Source organism: Delftia sp. SD018 (assembly GCF_017355445.1).
Classification (GTDB): domain Bacteria; phylum Pseudomonadota; class Gammaproteobacteria; order Burkholderiales; family Burkholderiaceae_C; genus Comamonas; species Comamonas acidovorans.
Genome location: NZ_JADDRN010000010.1, coordinates 149,208 through 167,357 on the forward strand (window position 1 = coordinate 149,208; position 18,150 = coordinate 167,357).

Annotated in this window: 19 protein-coding genes; 4 read left to right on the forward strand and 15 right to left on the reverse strand. The window is 66.4% G+C overall.

All coding sequences use genetic code 11. The annotated features are described in order from the left end of the window. Positions 1 to 41: 41 nt before the first annotated feature. Genes INR38_RS12585 through INR38_RS12595 form a run of 3 tightly spaced genes read right to left on the reverse strand, consistent with a single transcriptional unit; the run spans position 42 to position 1,945 of the window. Complete coding sequence (locus INR38_RS12585) at positions 42 to 254, reverse strand: DUF2788 domain-containing protein (protein WP_012204482.1); 213 nt, start codon at positions 252 to 254, stop codon at positions 42 to 44. 56 nt (positions 255 to 310) lie between these two features. Continuing rightward, on the reverse strand, positions 311 to 1,144 hold the full coding sequence (locus INR38_RS12590; protein WP_063326687.1) for a DUF2189 domain-containing protein: 834 nt from the start codon (positions 1,142 to 1,144) through the stop codon (positions 311 to 313). Between the two features lie 30 nt (positions 1,145 to 1,174). Then, positions 1,175 to 1,945, reverse strand: a complete 771-nt coding sequence (locus INR38_RS12595) for an HAD family hydrolase (RefSeq protein ID WP_013803318.1) — start codon at positions 1,943 to 1,945, stop codon at positions 1,175 to 1,177. 91 nt (positions 1,946 to 2,036) lie between these two features. Between INR38_RS12595 and hemH the strand changes: the two genes are divergently transcribed. From hemH to INR38_RS12615, 4 genes are all read left to right on the forward strand, one after another. Then, positions 2,037 to 3,134: a ferrochelatase gene (hemH, locus tag INR38_RS12600; RefSeq protein WP_207444293.1), complete on the forward strand. Its 1,098-nt coding sequence runs from the start codon at positions 2,037 to 2,039 to the stop codon at positions 3,132 to 3,134. Between the two features lie 146 nt (positions 3,135 to 3,280). Next, positions 3,281 to 4,255 (forward strand): rhodanese-like domain-containing protein, encoded by a 975-nt coding sequence (locus INR38_RS12605; protein WP_207444294.1) that lies wholly within the window; start codon positions 3,281 to 3,283, stop codon positions 4,253 to 4,255. Between the two features lie 93 nt (positions 4,256 to 4,348). Then, positions 4,349 to 5,446, forward strand: a complete 1,098-nt coding sequence (locus INR38_RS12610; protein WP_207444295.1) for a YeeE/YedE thiosulfate transporter family protein — start codon at positions 4,349 to 4,351, stop codon at positions 5,444 to 5,446. Between the two features lie 11 nt (positions 5,447 to 5,457). Then, complete coding sequence (locus INR38_RS12615) at positions 5,458 to 5,631, forward strand: hypothetical protein (RefSeq protein ID WP_012204476.1); 174 nt, start codon at positions 5,458 to 5,460, stop codon at positions 5,629 to 5,631. A 104-nt stretch (positions 5,632 to 5,735) separates the two neighbouring features. Here INR38_RS12615 and INR38_RS12620 read toward each other — a convergent pair whose 3' ends face one another. From INR38_RS12620 to INR38_RS12675, 12 genes are all read right to left on the reverse strand, one after another. After that, a complete protein-coding gene (locus INR38_RS12620; protein ID WP_013803322.1) occupies positions 5,736 to 5,954 on the reverse strand; it encodes a hypothetical protein in 219 nt (72 codons plus the stop codon). Positions 5,955 to 6,023: 69 nt separating this feature from the next. Next, positions 6,024 to 6,344 (reverse strand): hypothetical protein, encoded by a 321-nt coding sequence (locus INR38_RS12625; RefSeq protein WP_013803323.1) that lies wholly within the window; start codon positions 6,342 to 6,344, stop codon positions 6,024 to 6,026. Between the two features lie 264 nt (positions 6,345 to 6,608). Next, positions 6,609 to 7,604, reverse strand: coding sequence for a rhodanese-like domain-containing protein (locus INR38_RS12630; protein WP_065347060.1), 996 nt, complete (start codon positions 7,602 to 7,604; stop codon positions 6,609 to 6,611). A gap of 109 nt (positions 7,605 to 7,713) precedes the next feature. Continuing rightward, entirely contained in the window at positions 7,714 to 8,622 is a 909-nt protein-coding gene (locus tag INR38_RS12635; RefSeq protein WP_207444296.1) for an alpha/beta hydrolase, read from the reverse strand. 65 nt (positions 8,623 to 8,687) lie between these two features. Next, entirely contained in the window at positions 8,688 to 10,892 is a 2,205-nt protein-coding gene (locus INR38_RS12640; protein ID WP_207444297.1) for a 3-hydroxybutyrate oligomer hydrolase family protein, read from the reverse strand. A 52-nt stretch (positions 10,893 to 10,944) separates the two neighbouring features. Then, on the reverse strand, positions 10,945 to 12,012 hold the full coding sequence (locus INR38_RS12645; RefSeq protein WP_013803326.1) for a branched-chain amino acid ABC transporter permease: 1,068 nt from the start codon (positions 12,010 to 12,012) through the stop codon (positions 10,945 to 10,947). Positions 12,013 to 12,025: 13 nt separating this feature from the next. Beyond that, positions 12,026 to 13,018, reverse strand: coding sequence for a branched-chain amino acid ABC transporter permease (locus INR38_RS12650; protein ID WP_013803327.1), 993 nt, complete (start codon positions 13,016 to 13,018; stop codon positions 12,026 to 12,028). Continuing rightward, positions 13,015 to 13,758 (reverse strand): ABC transporter ATP-binding protein, encoded by a 744-nt coding sequence (locus INR38_RS12655; protein ID WP_043823826.1) that lies wholly within the window; start codon positions 13,756 to 13,758, stop codon positions 13,015 to 13,017. The genes INR38_RS12650 and INR38_RS12655 overlap by 4 nt, the downstream gene beginning before the upstream one ends. After that, the gene (locus tag INR38_RS12660) at positions 13,755 to 14,537 is read right to left on the reverse strand and encodes an ABC transporter ATP-binding protein (protein ID WP_207444298.1); all 783 of its coding nucleotides are present in this window, start codon (positions 14,535 to 14,537) and stop codon (positions 13,755 to 13,757) included. Before INR38_RS12660 ends, INR38_RS12655 begins: the two co-directional genes overlap by 4 nt. 3 nt (positions 14,538 to 14,540) lie before the next feature. Continuing rightward, positions 14,541 to 15,743: a substrate-binding domain-containing protein gene (locus INR38_RS12665; protein WP_207444299.1), complete on the reverse strand. Its 1,203-nt coding sequence runs from the start codon at positions 15,741 to 15,743 to the stop codon at positions 14,541 to 14,543. A 266-nt stretch (positions 15,744 to 16,009) separates the two neighbouring features. Beyond that, complete coding sequence (locus INR38_RS12670; RefSeq protein ID WP_034391642.1) at positions 16,010 to 17,035, reverse strand: methionine synthase; 1,026 nt, start codon at positions 17,033 to 17,035, stop codon at positions 16,010 to 16,012. Between the two features lie 112 nt (positions 17,036 to 17,147). Then, positions 17,148 to 18,131 (reverse strand): DUF1852 domain-containing protein, encoded by a 984-nt coding sequence (locus INR38_RS12675; protein ID WP_207444300.1) that lies wholly within the window; start codon positions 18,129 to 18,131, stop codon positions 17,148 to 17,150. Positions 18,132 to 18,150: the final 19 nt, after the last annotated feature.

Genomic DNA, 18,150 nt, shown 5'->3' on the forward strand with positions numbered 1-18,150 from the left:
CGAGAGAGGGGGAAGCCGCGCAGCGGCTCAGGGGGTGACGATCATTTTTCCATCCACCACTGGATGACGATCTTGGCGATGTAGCCCACAAAGCCCACGCCCAGGCCCAGGAAGATCACGAAGGTGCCGAACTTTCCTGCCTTGGACTGGCGCGCCAGCTGCAGGATGATGAACACCATGAAGAGGATGAAGGCCCCCACGCCATAGGTGAGGAAGAAATGGGCGATCTGTTCTTCTGTATACCCGAATATCACGACAACACCGTCCTACATCCTCCCCTGCAGGCCCGGCCGGTCCGGGCCCGCCCGGCTCAACGCGCCGGGAAGGCCGACGCATCGACCAGATCGCGGTACGCGTGCCAGCTCGCGTGCCCCAGCAAGGGCATCACGGCCACCAGTCCCAGCAGCCAGCTGCCCAGGCCCAGCAGGGTCAACAACACAATGAGGGCGGCCCACAGTGCCAGAGGCACAGGGTTAGCCAGCACGGCCAACCAACTGGTCAGCACGGCCTGGCGCACCGTCACCCGCCTGTCCAGCATCAGCGGCATGGCCACCACGCTGGACGCAAAAATAGGCGCTGCCAGAAAACTGCCCAGCGCCAGCCATATCGCAAACAACTGCCCGTCGCGGGCCAGCACCACGTGCTGCACGAAGTCCGCCGGAGTGGCGATGCGCACGGGTGAGAGCACGGTGATCAGCGACGCCGACACCAGCACCCAGCCCGTGGCCGCCAGCGACAGCAGCAGCCCGAACTGCACCAGGCACCAGTAGCCGCCCTGCCCGTCGGCCTTGGCGACATGGCAGTTTTGCCAGCGCGTCCAGGTGCTGCGCACCAGGGACAGGTCGGCGCGCTCGCCACGCTCCAGCGCACGGCTGATGGCGTAGAGGCTGGTTGCCACGACAGGGCCGACGATCAGGAACCCCGACAGGGCCCCGGCCATCAGCCAAAAGCGATTGTGCCCCAGCGTCAAGATCAAAAACCCGATCAAGGTCAAGACCAGGCCATGTGCCAGGCTCAGCCAGGGCGCCCTGGCCATGTCGCGCGCGCCACGCGCCAGCCAGCTCAGGGGGTGTTTCCAGCCGATGCTGCGCACGGCGGGGAGGACGGGGGGGTGGAAGAAAGCTGTGCTGTGGCTGGTGGGCATGGCATGGCGCGGCTTCGCGGGCAGGCAGGGTCAGCTGTCAGCCAGCCCCTGGCACAACTGCGCAAGGCTGGCCACCGTGACGTGGGGCGTGGACCCCTCGTGAGGCCATGCTACGCCCGTGCGGTTGAGCCAGACTGCGTGCATACCCGCATCCATGGCGCCCAGCGCATCGAGCCGCGCGTCGTCGCCAATGTGCAGCACCTCGTCAGGCGCCACGCCTGCCGCCGCTGCCGCCGCGTGGAAAAAGCGCACATCCGGCTTGGCCATGCCCGCTTTGGTCGCGCTCAGCGCGGCATGGAAATGCTCGCCAATGCCCACCACGTGCACGCTGGCGTTGCCGTTGCTCAGCGCCACCACGGGCCAGCGCGCGGCCAGGAACTGCAGGGCGGGCAGCGCGTCCTCGTAAAGGTCCACACGCTGGCGCTCGGCAAAGAAGATGTCGAAGGCCGTTTCCGCCAGGCCGCCATCGTCGCCATTGCGCTGCAGCGCCAGGCGGATGGACTCGCGGCGCAGGCCGCTCAGGTCGTGGGCAAGGTCCGGGCGGTCACGCTCGATCTGCACGCGGATGGCGCGCAGGGTGGCCACGTCGCGCAGCGCTGCGGCCGTGGTGGGCGCATGGGCGTGCAGCCAGTCCAGCAGCACCTGTTCGGCGCGCGAGATGGCTGGCCACACGGGCCACAGCGTGTCGTCCAGGTCGATGGAAATGGCGCGGATGCGGCCGCTGCGGCGCAGCTGCTGCAATGCGGCCAATGCAGGGTCAAGAGAGGATTCGGCGAGGGGGGCGATGGTGGCTTGGGACATGGTTCGAGCATAGCGAAGGCCGCCGTCGCCGGCAGCAGCCGGGTCATCCGACTCGCGTGGCAGGCGGCTCCGTCCTGCCACAATCGGCCCCATGCCTTCCCGCTTCGCGCCAGAACCTCCATTCCGCCACGACCAACCCCAGCGCACCGCCGTGCTGCTGTGCAACCTTGGAACGCCCGATGCGCCCACGGCCCCGGCCGTGCGCCGCTACCTGGCGCAGTTCCTGGGCGACGACCGCGTGGTCGAGATCCCCAGGATTGCCTGGCTGCCCATCCTGCACGGCATCATCCTGCGCACGCGGCCGGCCAAGTCGGCGGCCAAGTACGCCACCGTCTGGCATGAGAAGGACGGCTCCCCCCTGCAGCACTGGAGCGCGCGCCAGGCCCTGCTGCTGCGCGGGTGGCTGGGCGAGGCCGGGCACAACGTGCTGGTGCGCCATGCCATGCGCTACGGCAACCCGTCCATCCCCAGCGTGCTCGATGCCCTCAAGGCCGAGGGCGCCACGCGCATCCTCATCCTGCCGCTGTACCCGCAGTACTCGGGCACGACCACGGCCAGCGTGTTCGACGCGGTCTATGACTGGGCCCGCACCCAGCGCCATATTCCCGAGCTGCGCTTCGTCAACCGCTACCACGACGATGCTTCCTACATCGACGCGCTGGCCCAGCGCATCGAGGCCCATTGGCGCAGCAACGGCCGTGGCGAAAAGCTGGTCATGAGCTTTCACGGCGTGCCCGAGCGCACGCTGCACCTGGGCGACCCCTACCACTGCGAATCGCGCAAGACCGCGCGCCTGCTGGCTGAGCGCCTGGGCCTGTCGCCCTCGCAATACCTGGTGACCTTCCAGTCGCGCTTTGGCAAGGCCAAATGGCTGGAGCCCTATACCGAGCCCTCGCTGATCGAGCTGGCACGCAGCGGCACCAAACGCGTGGACGTGGTCTGCCCCGGCTTCACCAGCGACTGCCTGGAAACGCTGGAGGAAATCAGCCAGGAAGCGCGCGAGGCCTTCATGCATGCGGGCGGCGAGCAGTTCGAGTACATCGCCTGCCTCAACGACAGCGCACCCTGGATCACGGCGCTGAGCCGCATCGCCCAGCAGCATATGCAGGGCTGGCCCACGCAGAAGGCGCCGCAAGCCGAACTCGACGCCAGCCTGGAGCGCGCCAAGGCCGTGGGTGCACAGCGCTGAGGCCGTTCTGCATCTTCTGCGCCGCGCCATATAACCCTGCCTCATGAGCAGAATGCATAAGCGTCTTTGTATATAGATGCTGCAAGCGGGACAATTGCACTCCAGTTGCTTGTTCCGCCGGTCTTCCATGACCGGCCCCAGCCATCATGACCAAGACATTTCTTCCCTCGCTGCGCCTGGCAGTCCCGCTGCTGGCGCTGGGCCTCGCCTGCACCGCCTTCGGCACGGCCCACGCCGCCGAACCCCTGCTCACCCCTGCCGGCGTGCAGGCCGCCGCCGGCCAGGACGCCGTGCGCATCATCGACATCCGCGATCCCAAGGCCTATGGCGAGCGCCACATTCCCGGCGCGCTCAACGCCCCCTACGGCAAATGGCGCGGTCCCGCCACCAATCCCGGCGAACTGCCCGAGCTGCCCAAGCTCACCGAACTCGTGCAGTCCCTGGGGCTGACGCCCGCCACCCACGCCATCGTGGTCTCCACGGGTGCGGACGCCACCGACTTCGGCGCCGCAGCGCGCGTGTACTGGACGCTCAAGCTGCTGGGCCTCAAGGAGCTGTCCGTGCTCAACGGCGGCATGAAGGCCTGGAACGAGCAAAAGCTCCCGCAGGACAACGAGGCCGTCAAAGTGGCCCGCAGCAGCTACCAGCCCCAGCTCGACACCAGCCTGATCGCCACGCGCGAAGACGTGGGCCAGCACGTCAAGCTCAGCAACGCGGCCCTGGTGGACTCGCGCCCTGATGCCTTCTACCAGGGCAAGACGCGCGCACCCGCCGCCAAGATCTCGGGCACCCTGCCCGGCGCGCAGCAGCTGGACTTCAACCAGTGGTTCGTGCCCGGCACCTCCACCTTTGTCGATACCGCCACGGCCAAGCAGATCGCGGCCAAGGTCAAGCGCGAGCAGGGTCAGGACATGGTGGCCTTCTGCAACACCGGCCATTGGGCGGCCACCGACTGGTTCGGCCTGTCCGAAGTCGCGGGCCTGCCGGGCGTCAAGCTGTATGCGGGCTCCATGGTGGACTGGACGCAGCAGGCCGATGCGCCGCCCATGGCCAACCAGCCCGGCCGCGCCGAATCCCTGGCCTACGACGCCAAGCAGTGGTGGGAAAAAAAGTTCAAATAAACACCCCTTGAGGCGCTTGCGCGCCTCCCCCCCGTGGCACGGCGCCTCTCTACCCGCTTCGCGGGGGAGGGCGACTGCATGGAGAAAAATGATATGAAACGACTTCCTCTTGCGGCCATCCTGGCCGTTTTCTTTGGCTGGCTGCTGTGGAGCGTCTCGGTGCGCCAGGCCGCGCTGTTCGCCGTGGGCCTGGGCCTGGGCGCGGTGCTGGCCGGCAAGCGCTTCGGCTTCACCACGGGCTGGCGCATGCTGATCGAGGACAAGGACGCCAGCGGCGTCTTCGGCCAGTTGCTGCTGCTGGCGCTGGCCGCCGCGCTGGCCATGCCGCTGCTGGGCCACTATCCCGAACTCACGGCCGCCCTGGGCCCGCCCAGCATCAGCCTGCTGGTGGGCGCCTTCGTCTTCGGCCTGTGCATGCAGATCGCGGACGGCTGCGGCAGCGGCACGCTGTACAAGGCCGGCATGGGCATTCCCATGAATGCGGCCATCCTGCCCGTGTTCGCCATCGGCAGCTTCCTGGGCAGCCTGCACCTGGGCTGGTGGCTGGACCTGGGCAACACCCAGCCCGTGGGCCTGGTCACGGCCTGGGGCTGGGCCCCTGCCCTGCTGGCCACACTGGCGGCGCTGGCCGTGGTCGCGCTGGGCGTGGCCTGGTATGTGCGTGGCGCCAACATGGCACTCAAGCGACCGACCAAGCCGCTGTTCGTGCGCAAGTGGGTGGTGGGCGCGGTGCTGTTGGCCGTACTGGCCACGCTCAACCTCATCATTGCGGGCCAGCCCTGGGGCGTGGTCTACGGCTTCGGCCTGTGGGCCGCCAAGATCGCCAACGCCACAGGCGCCGTGGACCTGGCCGGCAACTGGTTCTGGAGCCAGCCCGGCAACGCCGCGCGCCTGCACGAGACCGTGCTGCTGGACGTGACCAGCATCACCAACATCGGCATCCTGGGCGGCGCCCTGTGGGTGGCTGCCGCCAAGCCCGTCAATGCCAAGCCGCTCACGGGCACGCAATGGATGGTGGCCCTGGTGGCCGGCCTGGTGCTGGGCTACAGCTCGCGCCTGGCCTTCGGCTGCAACGTGGGCGCCATGCTCTCGGGCATCTCCACGGGCAGCATCCACGGCTGGATCTGGGTGCCGCTGGCGTTTGCCGGCACCATCTTCGGCCTGCGCATCCGCCGCCATTTCAATTTCTGAGAGGTCCTGCCATGACACAGCAAAACACCCTGCGCGCGGTCTTCTGGGCCGTGCTCGTCCTCTTCCTGGCCTGGGACCACCTGCACTCGCCGCCCGTGGACCTGCGCTTCGAGGCGCCGCTGATCGCGGCTGGCTCGGGCAAGGCCACGCAAGGCGGGCACTGCTCGATGCCGGCGGGCAAATAGGTCTGCTGATGGCAGGACCTCACGACTGAATTCGCCTGAATGAAAAAGCCCCTTGGCAGTGCCAAGGGGCTTTTTTGCTTCGCACGCCCCCTCAGGAGCAGGTTTTATTTGTCTTGAGCGATGACTCTCAGCAACTCGATGATCTTCTTCCTTTGCTCTTCTTCCACCGCCGACTGCCGGACCCTGAAAACAACGTAGGGGATGATGCAAAAAGCACAGGCCATAGCTGCAAGTGCCGCCTCTTGCGGTGCTCCCTGGACGCCAATGGTTGAGAGCATGAAAAAGACACCCATCACGGCGCCGATGTAGACAACGTACTTCATATTTCTTCTGGAACGAACCTGAGACAAGGATAAAAAATTGAACTGCAACGGGTGAGACGAGGAAGCTGCCTATTTGTGATCCCATCCGACAACATACCCGTCATCCACCGTGATACGCAGCCGATACCGGTTCCGGCCTGAGGGCTGGTACTTCCACACCTGACGATGTCTCGTCTTCATGACCTTGGAGTCGATGTCGACTGGGCTTCCAAGCGAATCGCATAGCTGCTCCTCTGTCTGCCCCTGCCAGAACATCTTTTTCATGATGCGCTCGACAATGTCCGCATCGCCGTACTTCTCCATAAGCCGCGCCCTCTTCTTCTCATTCAAGACATGCGCCAAATAGAAATATCCAACAGCGCCAAGAATCAAGAGAATCAGCAATGTCATGACCATGCCCTCATTCAAATGAACGGCAATAGTAACAAATTAAAACATTGAAGCATGGCGCGCTTCAGGCACCAGCAAACGCTAGGTGACCATCCTGCATCTTGGCAAGCGATAGGGCGAGGAGCGCATCAGAGAGAGAGCAAGGACCACTTCAGGTCCAGCCCGCTGACGTCTCTACCAGAACAGACGACTCGTTATCAACTTCGTGTGAACGTTAACGTTTTCTCGCCCTCAATCCGGCAGCAATCCGAGGACCTTCAGCCACTACGGCACGCTGGGCGCCGGCCCCTCGTCCGCACCTGCCGTCACGGGCAGCGGCGCGGTCTCCACGTCGAAGCCAGCCGCCTGCCAGGCCTTGAGGCCGCCCACCAGCGGGCGCACGTTGGCAAAGCCGGCGCGCTGCAGCTGGCGCGCCAGGCGGGCGGCGGATATCTCGTTGGGGCAGTCGCAGTAGATCACCAGCCCGTGGGGATGGTCGTGCTGGGGCAGCAGGTGCGCATGCGACTCGCCGCCATCGCGCGGGCGCAGCTCCCAGGACTGGGCGCCGGGGATATGGCCCTGGCGGTACTGCGGCAGGGCGCGCACATCGATCACCGTGGGCTCCATGCCCTGGGCATGCAGGCCCGCCAGTTCGCGCACCGACATGCGCGGCATGCGCAATGAACGCACCATGCGATGGCGCTGCCACCACTTGCGCACGATGAACAGCCCCAGCGCCACGCCCAGCAGCAACAGGCCCCACTGGCCCAGCGCCGTGAGCACGCCCAGCAGGTCTTCCACCGTGGAGCTGAACAGCGAGCCCAGGTACACCGCCGAGCCCACCCAGATCAGCGCGCCCAGCCCGTCATACAGTACGAAGCTGCGCAGCGGCGTGCCCATCACCCCGGCCAGCGCGCTGGCGATGGAGGCGAAGCCCGGCACGAACTTGGCCACCAGCAGCGACCTTGCGCCCCAGCGGCCGTAGACGGTCTCGGTCTGGCGGATGCAGGCATCGGGCGACAGCGAGATGCGGCAGATGCGCCCCAGCACCCGGTGGCCGTAGGCCTTGCCGGCCTGGTACCAGAACAGGTCAGCAATCAGCGCCGCGCTCACGGCCACGGCCACCAGCCACAGCAGGCGCACCCAGTCAGCGCCTTCCAGCGCGCCGGTCACGACCAGCACCGGGTAGGCCGGAATCGGCGCACCCAGCTGCTCGACGAACACATTGAGAAAGACGATGCCGAAGCCGTACTCGCGGATCAGCTCCACCAGAAAACCCATGTCAGGCCTCTCTTGCCCAGACGGTGCCCGCGCCCGAAAAGAAGGCGAGGCTGCACCCGTCGCAAATGCTAGCGCGGCAGCAACATCCGCGCCCGGCCCGGGTTGATGCTCAGCCGCGCTGCAGATGCTCCAGCACCCATTGCCAGTGCGCGGGCACGTTCAGCGCCGGCGCATGGCCGCAGCCGGGCACCTCCTGCCAGTGCAGCAGGCCGCGCGCGCCGGGGCCGCGCGTGGTCATTTCCCGGGCCACCTCGGGCAGCACCAGGTCCGAGTCCACGCCCCGCAGCAGCAGCACGGGAATCTGCAAGGCGTCGTAGTGCGGCCAGATGCCGTAGTCGTCGTCATGGGCCGTGAACTGCTCGATCATGGCCGGGTCGTAGTGCGGCGTGACGCGCCCATCGGGCAGGCGGCGCACGCTGGTTTCGGTGAGCTTGCGCCACTCTGCCTCGCTGAGCCAGCCATAGGGCCGGTAGGCCTGGCGAAAGAAGGCCTCCAGCTCGCCCACGGTGTCGAAGGCCGGCGGCTCGCCCGCATAGGCCTTGATGCGCGCCAGCGCCGACTCGGCCAGCTGCGGCGCATTGTCATTGAGCACCAGCGTCGCAATGCGTGCGCGCAGCGAAGGCTCGAACAGGCCCGAGGCGCAGACCGTGCCGATCGCCCCGCCCATGGACGTGCCCACCCAGTGCGCGCGCTCCAGCCCCAGCGCATCGAACAGCCCGCGCGCGATGCGGGCGTAGAAGCTCAGCCGGTATTCCTCGCGCGGCGCGCGGCTCCACTGGCTCAGGCCCCGGCCCGGCGTGTCGGGGCAGATCACGCGCCAGCCCTGGCCTGCCAGGAACTGCGCCAGTGCATCCATGTCGCGCCCCGTGCGTGCCAGCCCGTGCCAGGCGACGACGGTGCCCGCTGGCGCCACATCGGGCGCGGGCTGCCAGTCCATGTAGTGGATCTCGTAGCCCGCGCATTGCGTGTAGCAGGAAGCGGGTACGGGCGCGGATGAGGAAGATGCTTTGGAAGCCATGGGAGAAATCTCTGCGGTGCAGGAGCGGCCGGCCGCCTTGGCCGCCGGCCGCTCCAGGGCCTGGCTCACTCAGGAATGCGGATCAGCCCGTCGCTGACCTCGATGGTGTTGGCCGTGCTGGGCCGCGCCACGAAGGGCGGCACCTGGGCCGCCGTGATGGCGGGTGCCGCGCCCGGCTGGCCGCCGCGCGGCGTGGTGCGCACCACCTGGCTGGCGGGCAGCGCGGTGCTGCTGCGCAGGTTGGCCCACACGGCATCCATGGCCTGGTTGAAGTACGGATGCAGCGGCACGAAGCGCGTGTCGAAGCCGGAGAACGGCAGGAAGGCATCGAAGTGCTGGGCATTCACCACCTCGATATAGCGCAGCCGCGTGTTGCTGCCGTCCAGCCCCCGGTTGAGCACCGTGTAGGCGCGCGCATTGTGGTTGACCGGCACCAGCGCATCGCTGCGGCCCGCCACGATGATGGTGGGCTTGCCTCGCAGCTTGGCGGTGTGCAGCACCTCGTTGATGCCGGCGCGCACGGCGTCGCTCTGGGCACGCGTGGGCACGCTGCTTTCGGAGAGATTGAAGCCGGTCACCGGATCGAAGCCCGTCACCAGCGCGTGCTGGCACAGCGCGTTGTCCAGGCCCAGGTCGGCCACGCGCGTGGAGGGCGACACGGCAAACTGCCAGGCCTTGGCCCCGCCCACCGAGTCGTTGTAGACCACCGTGGCGGGCGTGCCGTTGGCCGTGCCATTGGCCGTGGCAAAGCTCTGGGCCAGCGCGGCCCCCGTGGCGGGCACCACGTCGCCCGTGGCATTGGCGGCCGCAAAGCTGGTGCGGCACAGGTTGGCATCCACGCCAAACCGGCCATAGGCCATGGTGTACATGGCCGACAGGATGGGGCCGTTGCCCAGCGCGTAGTGGGCGTTGTGCATGCGGTCGTGGTCGCGCGTCCAGCCGTACAGGCGCAGCTTGCTCAGCGCATTGGCGGCGCGGTCGGCCGTGGTGCTGCCAATGACCAGGCCCTTGGCAGCCAGGCTGGTGCAGCGTGCCTCGGCCCGCGCCGTCATGGCGGTGAGGCCTATGTAGTTGAAGATGGATGTCTCGGTCAGCGCCGCATCGGGGGCGAGTGCCGCGCAGGGCTGGTAGATGTTGCCGTAGGTGGTGTACTCGGCCAGCGTGCGGCCCGGGTTGGGCATGGTCGCATTGCCCACGGCAATGGTGTAGCCCTGGCGCGTGGGCATCTCGGTCACGGGTTCGGAGGCCACCACGCCGTCGATCAGGCCGTCCGCATCCAGCTCGGCCGCACGCAGCACGGCCGCGCCGCCGTTGGAGGCCGAGCCCGCCAGCACCAGCGTGTTGTCCTTGCCGAAGGGCACGGGGTCCTGCGTGGTGCCATAGCGGGCATTGAGCACGTACAGCGCATAGCGGGCCGCGGCCAGCGTGTCGTTGCCCCAGTCCTTTTCGGGGTTCTGCTGGGAATGCGCGTGCTTGATGGCAATGCGGTTGGGAAACGCAGCGTTGTAGGCGGCGCGCGCCGCATCGGTCAGCCGTGCGGCAAAGAAGGACAGGCTGCCCGCATCCGTGCGCGTGGCGCGCGTGCCGTCCAGCTTGTTGACGGTGTCGTCGCTCAGGTTGTGCAGGCCCACGCCCTTGCCCGCATCGGTCAGCGCCACGGCGCAGCCCTTTTTCAGGCCCCACTCGCCCGCCGTGCCGATGGCGCCATACACGCCGCGCGAGCCCGAGGACGGGCCCAGCACGATGCAGGGCCGGTTGCGGTCAAAACTGTCCGGCACCTGCACGGCCACCATGGTCTGCTTGCGGCCCGTGCCGTCGTCCAGCACGGCCAGGTACTCGCGCCCGGGGATCAACCCTTCGCCCGCAGTCACCTGCCCGTCTGCCGTGATGTTGGGGCCGTACAGCGTGCCGTAGCCGCCGCCCGCCGTGGGGTCCAGGATGCCCCGGTAGTTGGAGTACAGCGCATTGCGCCGCAGCTCCGCCGCCGTGGGATTGGCAGGGTCCGCATACAGGGGCGCGGCTGCGGCGCCCAGGCCCGTCTTGCCCAGGCCGCCCGTCAACAAGTCCTGCGTGGCCGCCGTGGCGCCCGTGCCCGTGGCCGTGGCCGGATACACCGTGGCGCCCAGCTCGGTAAAGCCCTTGGGCAGATCGTTGCTGGGTTCATGCTCGCCGCTGCCGCAGGCTGCCAGCGCGGCCGCAGCCAGCGCCGTGAAGGCCCAGCGCCAGGGGGTTGCAGGAATCGACGACACCATCTCTTCACGCTTCAACATGCCCATCTCCTTGTGGTAGTTCTCTGATGCACGAATGCGCCAGGGGCCCTGGTCAGGCTCCGGCGCGGGAAGAACGCAGACGCCCCACGACGCCCGTGGGGAAATAGTAGACCGACAACACGAACAGCACGCCCAGCCACAGCAGCCAGCGGTCGGGCGACAGCAGCGCGGCCAGCCAGGGCAGGCTGTGCGCGGCCTCGCTGGCCACGCGCAGCAGGTCCTGCAGATAGCTCTGGGCGATGAGGAACAGCACCGAGCCGATCGCCGCGCCATAGATGGTGCCCATGCCGCCGATCACCACGATCAGCAGGCAGTCCATCATGATCTCGAACGACAGCGAGGTATCTGGCCCGTTATAACGCAGCCACAGCGCCAGCATGGCCCCGGCCACGCATGCGAACAGGGCCGACAGCACGCTGGAGAGGGTGCGGTACACCACCACGCGGTAGCCGATGGCCTCGGCGCGGAACTCGTTCTCGCGGATGGCCTGCAGCACGCGGCCGAACGGGGAATTGACGATGCGCAGCAGCGCCAGCACCAGCACCACAGCCAGCACGAACAGCAGGTAGTAGGTGATGATGCGCCCGTCGATCAGCACGCCCAGCACCTCATTCTCGAAGGGCTCGAAGCTGGGCGACAGCCACTCGGGCAGCTTGAAGCTCAAGCCGTCCTCCCCACCCGTCCATTCCGACAGTTGGGAGGCCAGCGTCTGGAACGCCGCCGCCACGGCCAGCGTGATCATGGCAAAGAAGATGGCCCGCACGCGCAGCGAGAACAGGCCGATGGCCAGCGACAGCAGCAGCGACACCAGCAGCGCCGCGCCCAGGCCCAGCGCCAGCGCGCCCCAGCCCGCGCCCATGCGCGACGATGCAATCGCCACGCCATAGGCGCCAATGCCGAAGAACATGGTGTGCGCAAAGCTCACGATGCCGGTGTAGCCCAGCAGCAAATCGAAGCTGGCCACCAGCACAACGAAGATCAGCACCTTGGCCGCCACGTTCAGCGCCTTCACGCCAGGGAACACGAAGGGCGCCGCCGCCAGCCCCAGGAAGATCAACAGCAGCAGCACCGCCAGCACGCGGCTGCGCGGCAGGTCGCCGGAAAGCAATCGGTTGAGCATGTCGATCACTCCTTCAGCGGTTCGCCACGGGATAGACGCCCTGAGGCCGCCACAAGAGGATGGCCACCATCAACGCAATATTGGAGAACAGCGCCACCTTGGGCACCAGGAACCCCGTGTAGTTGGCCATCAGCCCCACCAGCAGCGCGCCGATCAGCGCCCCGCCTGTGCTGCCCAGCCCGCCGATGATGATCACGATGAAGATCAGCACATTCACCTGCGCGCCCATCTGCGGCACCACGCTCTGCTGGTACATGCCCCACATCACCCCGCCCAGCCCGGCCAGGGCCGAGCCCGCCACGAACACGCCCACGAACAGGCGGCGCACGCGGTAGCCCAGGGCCTCCACCATCTCGCGGTCCTGCACGCCCGCGCGGATCAGCAGGCCGATCTTGGTGCGCGACAGCGTCCAGGCCAGCAGGGCAAACACCGCCAGCCCCACCAGCACGGCCACCACGCGGTACTTTTCCACGGCGGCATCGCCCAGCAGCCAGGCGCCCTTCATGCCCTGGGGCAGCGGCAGCGGAATCTGCTGCGGGCCCCAGATGAGCTTGATCAGTTCCTCGCCGATGATCATGCCGCCCATGGTGATCAGGATCTGCTTGAGATGCTGGCCGTACACGGGCCGCACGATGAAGCGCTCGAACGCCAGCCCGATGGCGCCCGCCACCAGCATGGCCACCACCATGGCCGGCAGCACGGCCAGCAGGTTGCGCCACAGCTGCTCGGACCCCGTCCAGTCGCCCATGGCACCCAGCACGCTGGTGGCCACGAAGGCACCCAGCGCGATGAACACGCCGTGGCCGAAGTTCAGCACGTCCATCAGCCCGAACACCAGCGTCAGCCCCGAGGCGATGATGAACACGATCATCCCCATGGCCAGCCCCGCCACCGTCAGCGTCAGCCAGGTCGAGGCCGAGCCCACCAGCGGCAGCGCCACCAGGGCCAGCACGGGCACCAGCAGCAGCGGCTTGAAATCCCAATCCAGCTTGTTCAGCTTGTTCATAGCGAAAGCCCCAGCAGCGACTGCTGCAACGCCGCGTCTGCCGAGAACTCGGCCATGCCGCCCGCGTGCACCACGCGGCCGTTGTCCATCACCGCCACGCGGTCGCCCAGGCGGCGCGCAAAGCCCAGGTTCTGCTCCACCAGCACAATCGTCGTGCCGCCCGCCTTGAGCTGCGCGAAGGCCGCGATCATGTTCTCGATGATGGCCGGTGCCAGGCCCTTGCTGGGCTCGTCCACGATCAGCAGGTCGCGCGGCTCCACGATGGCGCGCGCCACCGCCACCATCTGCTTTTGCCCGCCCGACAGCTTGCCGGCGGGGTGGTTCCAGAACTTCTCCACGGCCGGGAACATGCCGAAGATCCACTGCAGCCGCTGCGCGTCCATGCGGTCGGCGCGCGAGGCGCCGCGCGCGGCCAGCAGCAGGTTTTCCTGCACCGTCAGGTCCGCGAAGATGCCCATGTTCTCGGGCACATAGGCAATGTTCAGCCGCGCGATCGCGGGCGTGGGCAGGGCCGTGATGTCGGCCCCGCCAAAGGCGATGCGCCCCTGGCTGGCCCGCCACAGGCCCATGATGGTGCGCAGCGTGGTCGTCTTGCCCGCGCCGTTGCGCCCCAGCAGCATGGTCAGCTGCCCGCGCGGCACGGCCAGGTCCACGCCATGCAGGATGTGATAGGCCCCGATATGCGTGTGCACGCCCGACAGCTCAAGCAGGTTGGAGTGGGAACTGTGGTCGAGCGTCATGCGGCCTCCTTCACGGCGCCCTGCTCCGGCATCACACCCAGGTAGGCCTGCTGCACCACAGGCGAGGCAATGACCTCGGCCGGCGGCCCATCGGCCACCAGCGTGCCATTGGTCAGCACGATGATGCGGTCGGCCAGCTCGCGCACCACATCCATCTTGTGCTCCACCAGCAGGATGATCTTGCTGCGGTCCTGCTTGAGCTTGCGTATCAGGTCCAGAATCACCGGCGCCTCGTCATGGCTCATGCCCGCCGTGGGCTCGTCGAACATATAGACCTGGGGTTCCAGCGCCATCAGCAAGGCCACCTCCAGCTTGCGCTGGTCGCCATGCGGCAGCGCGGCCACGGCCTCGTCGCGCCGGGCGGACAGGGCCACCTGGTCGAGGATGTGCAGCGCCCGCTGCGTCAATGCCCGGTGGTCGCTCCAGATGCTCCACAGGTTCAGGCTGCGCCGGTGCGGCCCCTCGTCGCGCGCCTGCACGGCCAGGCGCACGTTCTCCAGCACGCTCAGGTGCGGGAACAGATTGGTGAGCTGGAACGCCCGCCCCAGCCCGGCGCGCGTGCGCGCCGAAGGGGCCAGCCCCGTGAGCTCGCGCCCGCCCAGCAGCACGCGCCCTGCCGTGGCCTTGAGCTGCCCGGAGATCAGGTTGAAATACGTGGTCTTGCCCGCCCCGTTGGGCCCCACGATGGCCGTCAGCGTGCCCGGCTCGAAAGCGCAGCTCACGCCGTTGACGGCCACATGGCCCCCGAAGCGGATGGTCAGATCCTCTGTGCGCAACATTGCTCAGCGGCCGTTGCGGATGGGGACCTGCATCTCCTCGGGCTTGATCTCGCGCACCAGTTCGGGCACGCCCCAGGCCAGCGCCGGGTCCACGCGGATCTTGAAGTGGTACATGCTCTGCAGAGCCTGGTGGTCTTCCTTGCGGAAGGTCATCTGGCCCTTGGGCGTGTCGAAGCTCATGCCCTCCATGGCCTTGATCAGCGCGTTGGTCTTGGTGTCTCCACCTGTCTTCTTGAGCGCCGTCACGATGGCCATGGCCGCAGAGAAGCCGCCCGCCGTGAAGAAATCCGGCGGCGTCTTGTACTGCTTGTAGTGCATGGACACCAGCGCCTCGTTCACCGGGTTCTTGGGAATGCCGTAGTAGTAGTACGTGGCGCCCTCCATGCCCGGCAGATTCTTGTAGGCCGCCATGGCGGGCAGGATGTTGCCGCCCGTGGCGATCTCGATCCCGTAGCGCTTGAGATCCATGTCCGCGATCTTGAACGGATTGCCCGCCCCGGCCCACACGATCCAGATGATCTTCCTGCCCGGCTGGTCCTTGAGCTTGTCGATCAGCCGCTGCGCCCCTGCCGTGAAATCCGTGGTGGCGGCAGGCAGGTACTCCTCATGCGCCAGCTTGCCCTTCTTGATGGAATCCTTGAAGGCCTTCACCCCGTCGCGGCCGAAGGCGTTGTCCTGGGCCAGCGTGGCAATCGTCACGCCCGCCTTGTCGATGGCCACCGCATTGCTGATGGCGTCCTGGCTGGAGTTGCGGCCCGTGCGGAAGATGTACTTGTTCCACTTGTCGCCCGTGATCGAATCGGCCACGGCCGGCTCCACCAGCAAAATCCTCTTGTACTCCTCGGCCACCGGCAGCATGGCCAGCGCCACGCCGGACGACGTGGGCCCCACGGCCAGATCGGCCTTGTCATCGGAATACGCCGTGGCCAGCAGGCTCTTGCCCAGGTCGGGCTTGCCCTGGTCGTCCTTCTCGATCACCACCAGCTTTTTGCCATTCACCGCCATGCTGCCGCCCGTGGCGTACTCCAGCCCCATCAGCAGCCCCGCCTGGGTCTGCTTGCCATAGGCCTCCAGCGCGCCGGTCTTGCTGTAGACGTGGGCAATGCGGATCTCGCCCTGCTGGGCCATGGCGGCAGGAGCCGCAGCGGCCATGGTGGCCATGGCGGAGAGTGCGAGGGCGGAATGCATGAAGGGGCGGCGTTGCATGGTTTGTCTCCTTGGGTTGGCGGCTGGGCTGGCGCCCGCTGCTTTTGTGGGGAGGGACCATGCATGCTTTGTGCCAGGCAGGCCCAGGCGGGCCAAGCAGGCGCAATGGCGGGCGCGGGCAGAGCACGGGCAGCGAATGCCCGACTATTGAACAGATTCAGTGTCTTGACTTCAGACAGTTGCCTGAATCCGATACAGGGCAAACCATGAACCCCTGGCACCCTTGCACCCCAGGGTTCTGCCCCTGCGCTTGGCCACGCAGGGCATCAGGCCTTGGCGAGCCGCTCCTTTGCCAGCTTCGTGCCTTCTGCCAGCGCCTTCAGCTTGCGCCACGCCACGTCCCGGCCCATGGGCGCCAGGCCGCAATTCGTGCAGGGGAACAGCCGCTCCTTCGGCACGAACTCCAGTGCCCGGCCGATGGTGTCCGCCACTTCCTCGGGTGTCTCCACCACGTCGCTGGCCACGTCGATCACGCCGACCATCACGTCCTTGCCGGCCAGCAGCCTCATCAGGTCGGGCGGCACATGGGAGTGGATGCATTCCAGGCTCACCTGGTCGATGCGGCTCCTGGCCAGCGCGGGAAACACCGTCTCGTACTGGCGCCATTCCTCGCCCAGCGTGCTCTTCCAATCCGTATTGGCCTTGATCCCGTAGCCGTAGCAGATATGCACGGCCGTTGTGCAGGTCAGGCCCTGCGCTGCGCGCTCCAGCGCCTGCACGCCCCAGTCGGCGGCGTCCTTCATGTAGACATTGAAGGCGGGCTCGTCGAACTGGATGATGTCCACGCCGTCGGCCTGCAGCGCCAGGGCCTCCTGGTTGAGCAGCTCGGCAAAGGCGAAGGCCATCTTGACCTTGTCTCCATAGAAGCGGTCCGCCACGGTATCGACGATGGTCATCGGGCCGGGCAGCGTGAACTTCAGCTTCTTCCTGGTGTGCGCACGCGCCAGCTGCGCCTCGAAGGCATGCACGCGGCCCTTCAGGCGCAGGGCGGCAACCACCTGCGGCACCATCGCGTCGTAGCGGTTGTCGCGGATGCCCATCTTCACCTTGTTGTCGAAGTCGATGCCCTCCACCTGCTCCAGAAAGCCATGCACGAAGTGCTGGCGCGACTGCTCGCCGTCGCACACGATGTCCAGGCCTGCATCTTCCTGGGCCTTGATCCACAGCAGGGTTGCATCGGCCTTGGCCTGGCGAAGCGCATCGCCCTCGGCCTGCCACTGGGGCCAGAGCTTGTTGGTTTCGGCCAGCCAGGCTGGCTTGGGCAGGCTGCCGGCGATAGAGGTTTCAAACATCGGAGAATTCCTTCAAGGCAAAGAGGGGTGGTGCCAGCGTACTTCAGGACCGTTGTCCCAAGCCGCTGTGCAATGAATGAAAAATGGTCTGTCTGTCTGTCTGTCTGGCCGGTCAGAGCGCGCAATCGGCAGCCCACTGCTCAAGAACATTCCTGTACAGCTTGATGAAATGCTCCTGCGCAAACCTGCCCTGCTTGACGGCCAGCTGGCTGCGCTCTTCGCGGTCATAGACAATCTGCGTCAACGAGTAATCATGGTTCTTCAGGCTCGGCTGATAAATTTTTCCTGCCGCGCAATTGGCGTTGTAGATCTCGGGGCGATAAATCTTCTGGAAGGTTTCCATGGTGCTGATAGTGCCGATCAACTCGAGATTCGTGTAGTCGGCCAGCAGGTCGCCCTGAAAATAGAAAGCCAGGGGTGCCACGCTATTGGGCGGCATGAAAAATCGAACCTGCATTCCCATCTTCCCGAAATACCGGTCCGTAGATGACAACTCATTTTGCTGATACTCGGCACCCAGTACGGGATGCTGGTTTCCGGTGCGCTGATAGGTCTTGCTGGTAGAGGCGCTGATGCAGATGACGGGGGGCTTGTTGAAGTGCTCCCTGTACGTGCTCGAACGGGCGAACTGCTTGAACAGCTTGCCATGCAGGTCGCCAAAATCGTCCGGCGTGCTGAACTCCTGGCGGTTGATGTTGTACTCCGGCAGCAGAACACTGAAGTCATAGTCGCGCACGTAGGAAGAGAAATTGTTCCCTGCAATGCCGGCTATGCGCTTGTTTGATTTTCTGTCGAGAATGCTGGTCTTCAGTATCTCGATCAACGGAAATACGCCACTTCCCATCTCGGCACCCATGCCCATCTCCACGGAGATGATGTCCAGCTCGACTGAATAGCGGTCTCCCGTCGGATTGTCCCAATGCGCCAGGTCATTGAAGCGGTTGTCAATCATCCTCAGCGTATGGCGCAGGTTCTGTTGCCGGCTCGCTCCCCTGGCCAGATTGGCAAAGTTGGTGGTAATGCGCGTGCTGTCCGATGGGTGATAGTTCTCATCGAAACGGATGCTCTTGAGGCTGAAGTGCAGTTCTGCGTTCATGGTGATCCAATGACCTGAT

What these genes read in the sequence shown, in the direction of transcription:
- INR38_RS12590 (WP_063326687.1), bottom strand. Translation starts at nt 1,144, where the DNA reads ATGCCCACCAGCCACAGCACAGCTTTCTTCCACCCCCCCGTCCTCCCC.
- INR38_RS12595 (WP_013803318.1), bottom strand. Translation starts at nt 1,945, where the DNA reads ATGTCCCAAGCCACCATCGCCCCCCTCGCCGAATCCTCTCTTGACCCT.
- hemH (WP_207444293.1), top strand. Translation starts at nt 2,037, where the DNA reads ATGCCTTCCCGCTTCGCGCCAGAACCTCCATTCCGCCACGACCAACCC.
- INR38_RS12605 (WP_207444294.1), top strand. Translation starts at nt 3,281, where the DNA reads ATGACCAAGACATTTCTTCCCTCGCTGCGCCTGGCAGTCCCGCTGCTG.
- INR38_RS12610 (WP_207444295.1), top strand. Translation starts at nt 4,349, where the DNA reads ATGAAACGACTTCCTCTTGCGGCCATCCTGGCCGTTTTCTTTGGCTGG.
- INR38_RS12615 (WP_012204476.1), top strand. Translation starts at nt 5,458, where the DNA reads ATGACACAGCAAAACACCCTGCGCGCGGTCTTCTGGGCCGTGCTCGTC.
- INR38_RS12620 (WP_013803322.1), bottom strand. Translation starts at nt 5,954, where the DNA reads ATGAAGTACGTTGTCTACATCGGCGCCGTGATGGGTGTCTTTTTCATG.
- INR38_RS12625 (WP_013803323.1), bottom strand. Translation starts at nt 6,344, where the DNA reads ATGACATTGCTGATTCTCTTGATTCTTGGCGCTGTTGGATATTTCTAT.
- INR38_RS12630 (WP_065347060.1), bottom strand. Translation starts at nt 7,604, where the DNA reads ATGGGTTTTCTGGTGGAGCTGATCCGCGAGTACGGCTTCGGCATCGTC.
- INR38_RS12635 (WP_207444296.1), bottom strand. Translation starts at nt 8,622, where the DNA reads ATGGCTTCCAAAGCATCTTCCTCATCCGCGCCCGTACCCGCTTCCTGC.
- INR38_RS12640 (WP_207444297.1), bottom strand. Translation starts at nt 10,892, where the DNA reads ATGTTGAAGCGTGAAGAGATGGTGTCGTCGATTCCTGCAACCCCCTGG.
- INR38_RS12645 (WP_013803326.1), bottom strand. Translation starts at nt 12,012, where the DNA reads ATGCTCAACCGATTGCTTTCCGGCGACCTGCCGCGCAGCCGCGTGCTG.
- INR38_RS12650 (WP_013803327.1), bottom strand. Translation starts at nt 13,018, where the DNA reads ATGAACAAGCTGAACAAGCTGGATTGGGATTTCAAGCCGCTGCTGCTG.
- INR38_RS12655 (WP_043823826.1), bottom strand. Translation starts at nt 13,758, where the DNA reads ATGACGCTCGACCACAGTTCCCACTCCAACCTGCTTGAGCTGTCGGGC.
- INR38_RS12660 (WP_207444298.1), bottom strand. Translation starts at nt 14,537, where the DNA reads ATGTTGCGCACAGAGGATCTGACCATCCGCTTCGGGGGCCATGTGGCC.
- INR38_RS12665 (WP_207444299.1), bottom strand. Translation starts at nt 15,743, where the DNA reads ATGCAACGCCGCCCCTTCATGCATTCCGCCCTCGCACTCTCCGCCATG.
- INR38_RS12670 (WP_034391642.1), bottom strand. Translation starts at nt 17,035, where the DNA reads ATGTTTGAAACCTCTATCGCCGGCAGCCTGCCCAAGCCAGCCTGGCTG.
- INR38_RS12675 (WP_207444300.1), bottom strand. Translation starts at nt 18,131, where the DNA reads ATGAACGCAGAACTGCACTTCAGCCTCAAGAGCATCCGTTTCGATGAG.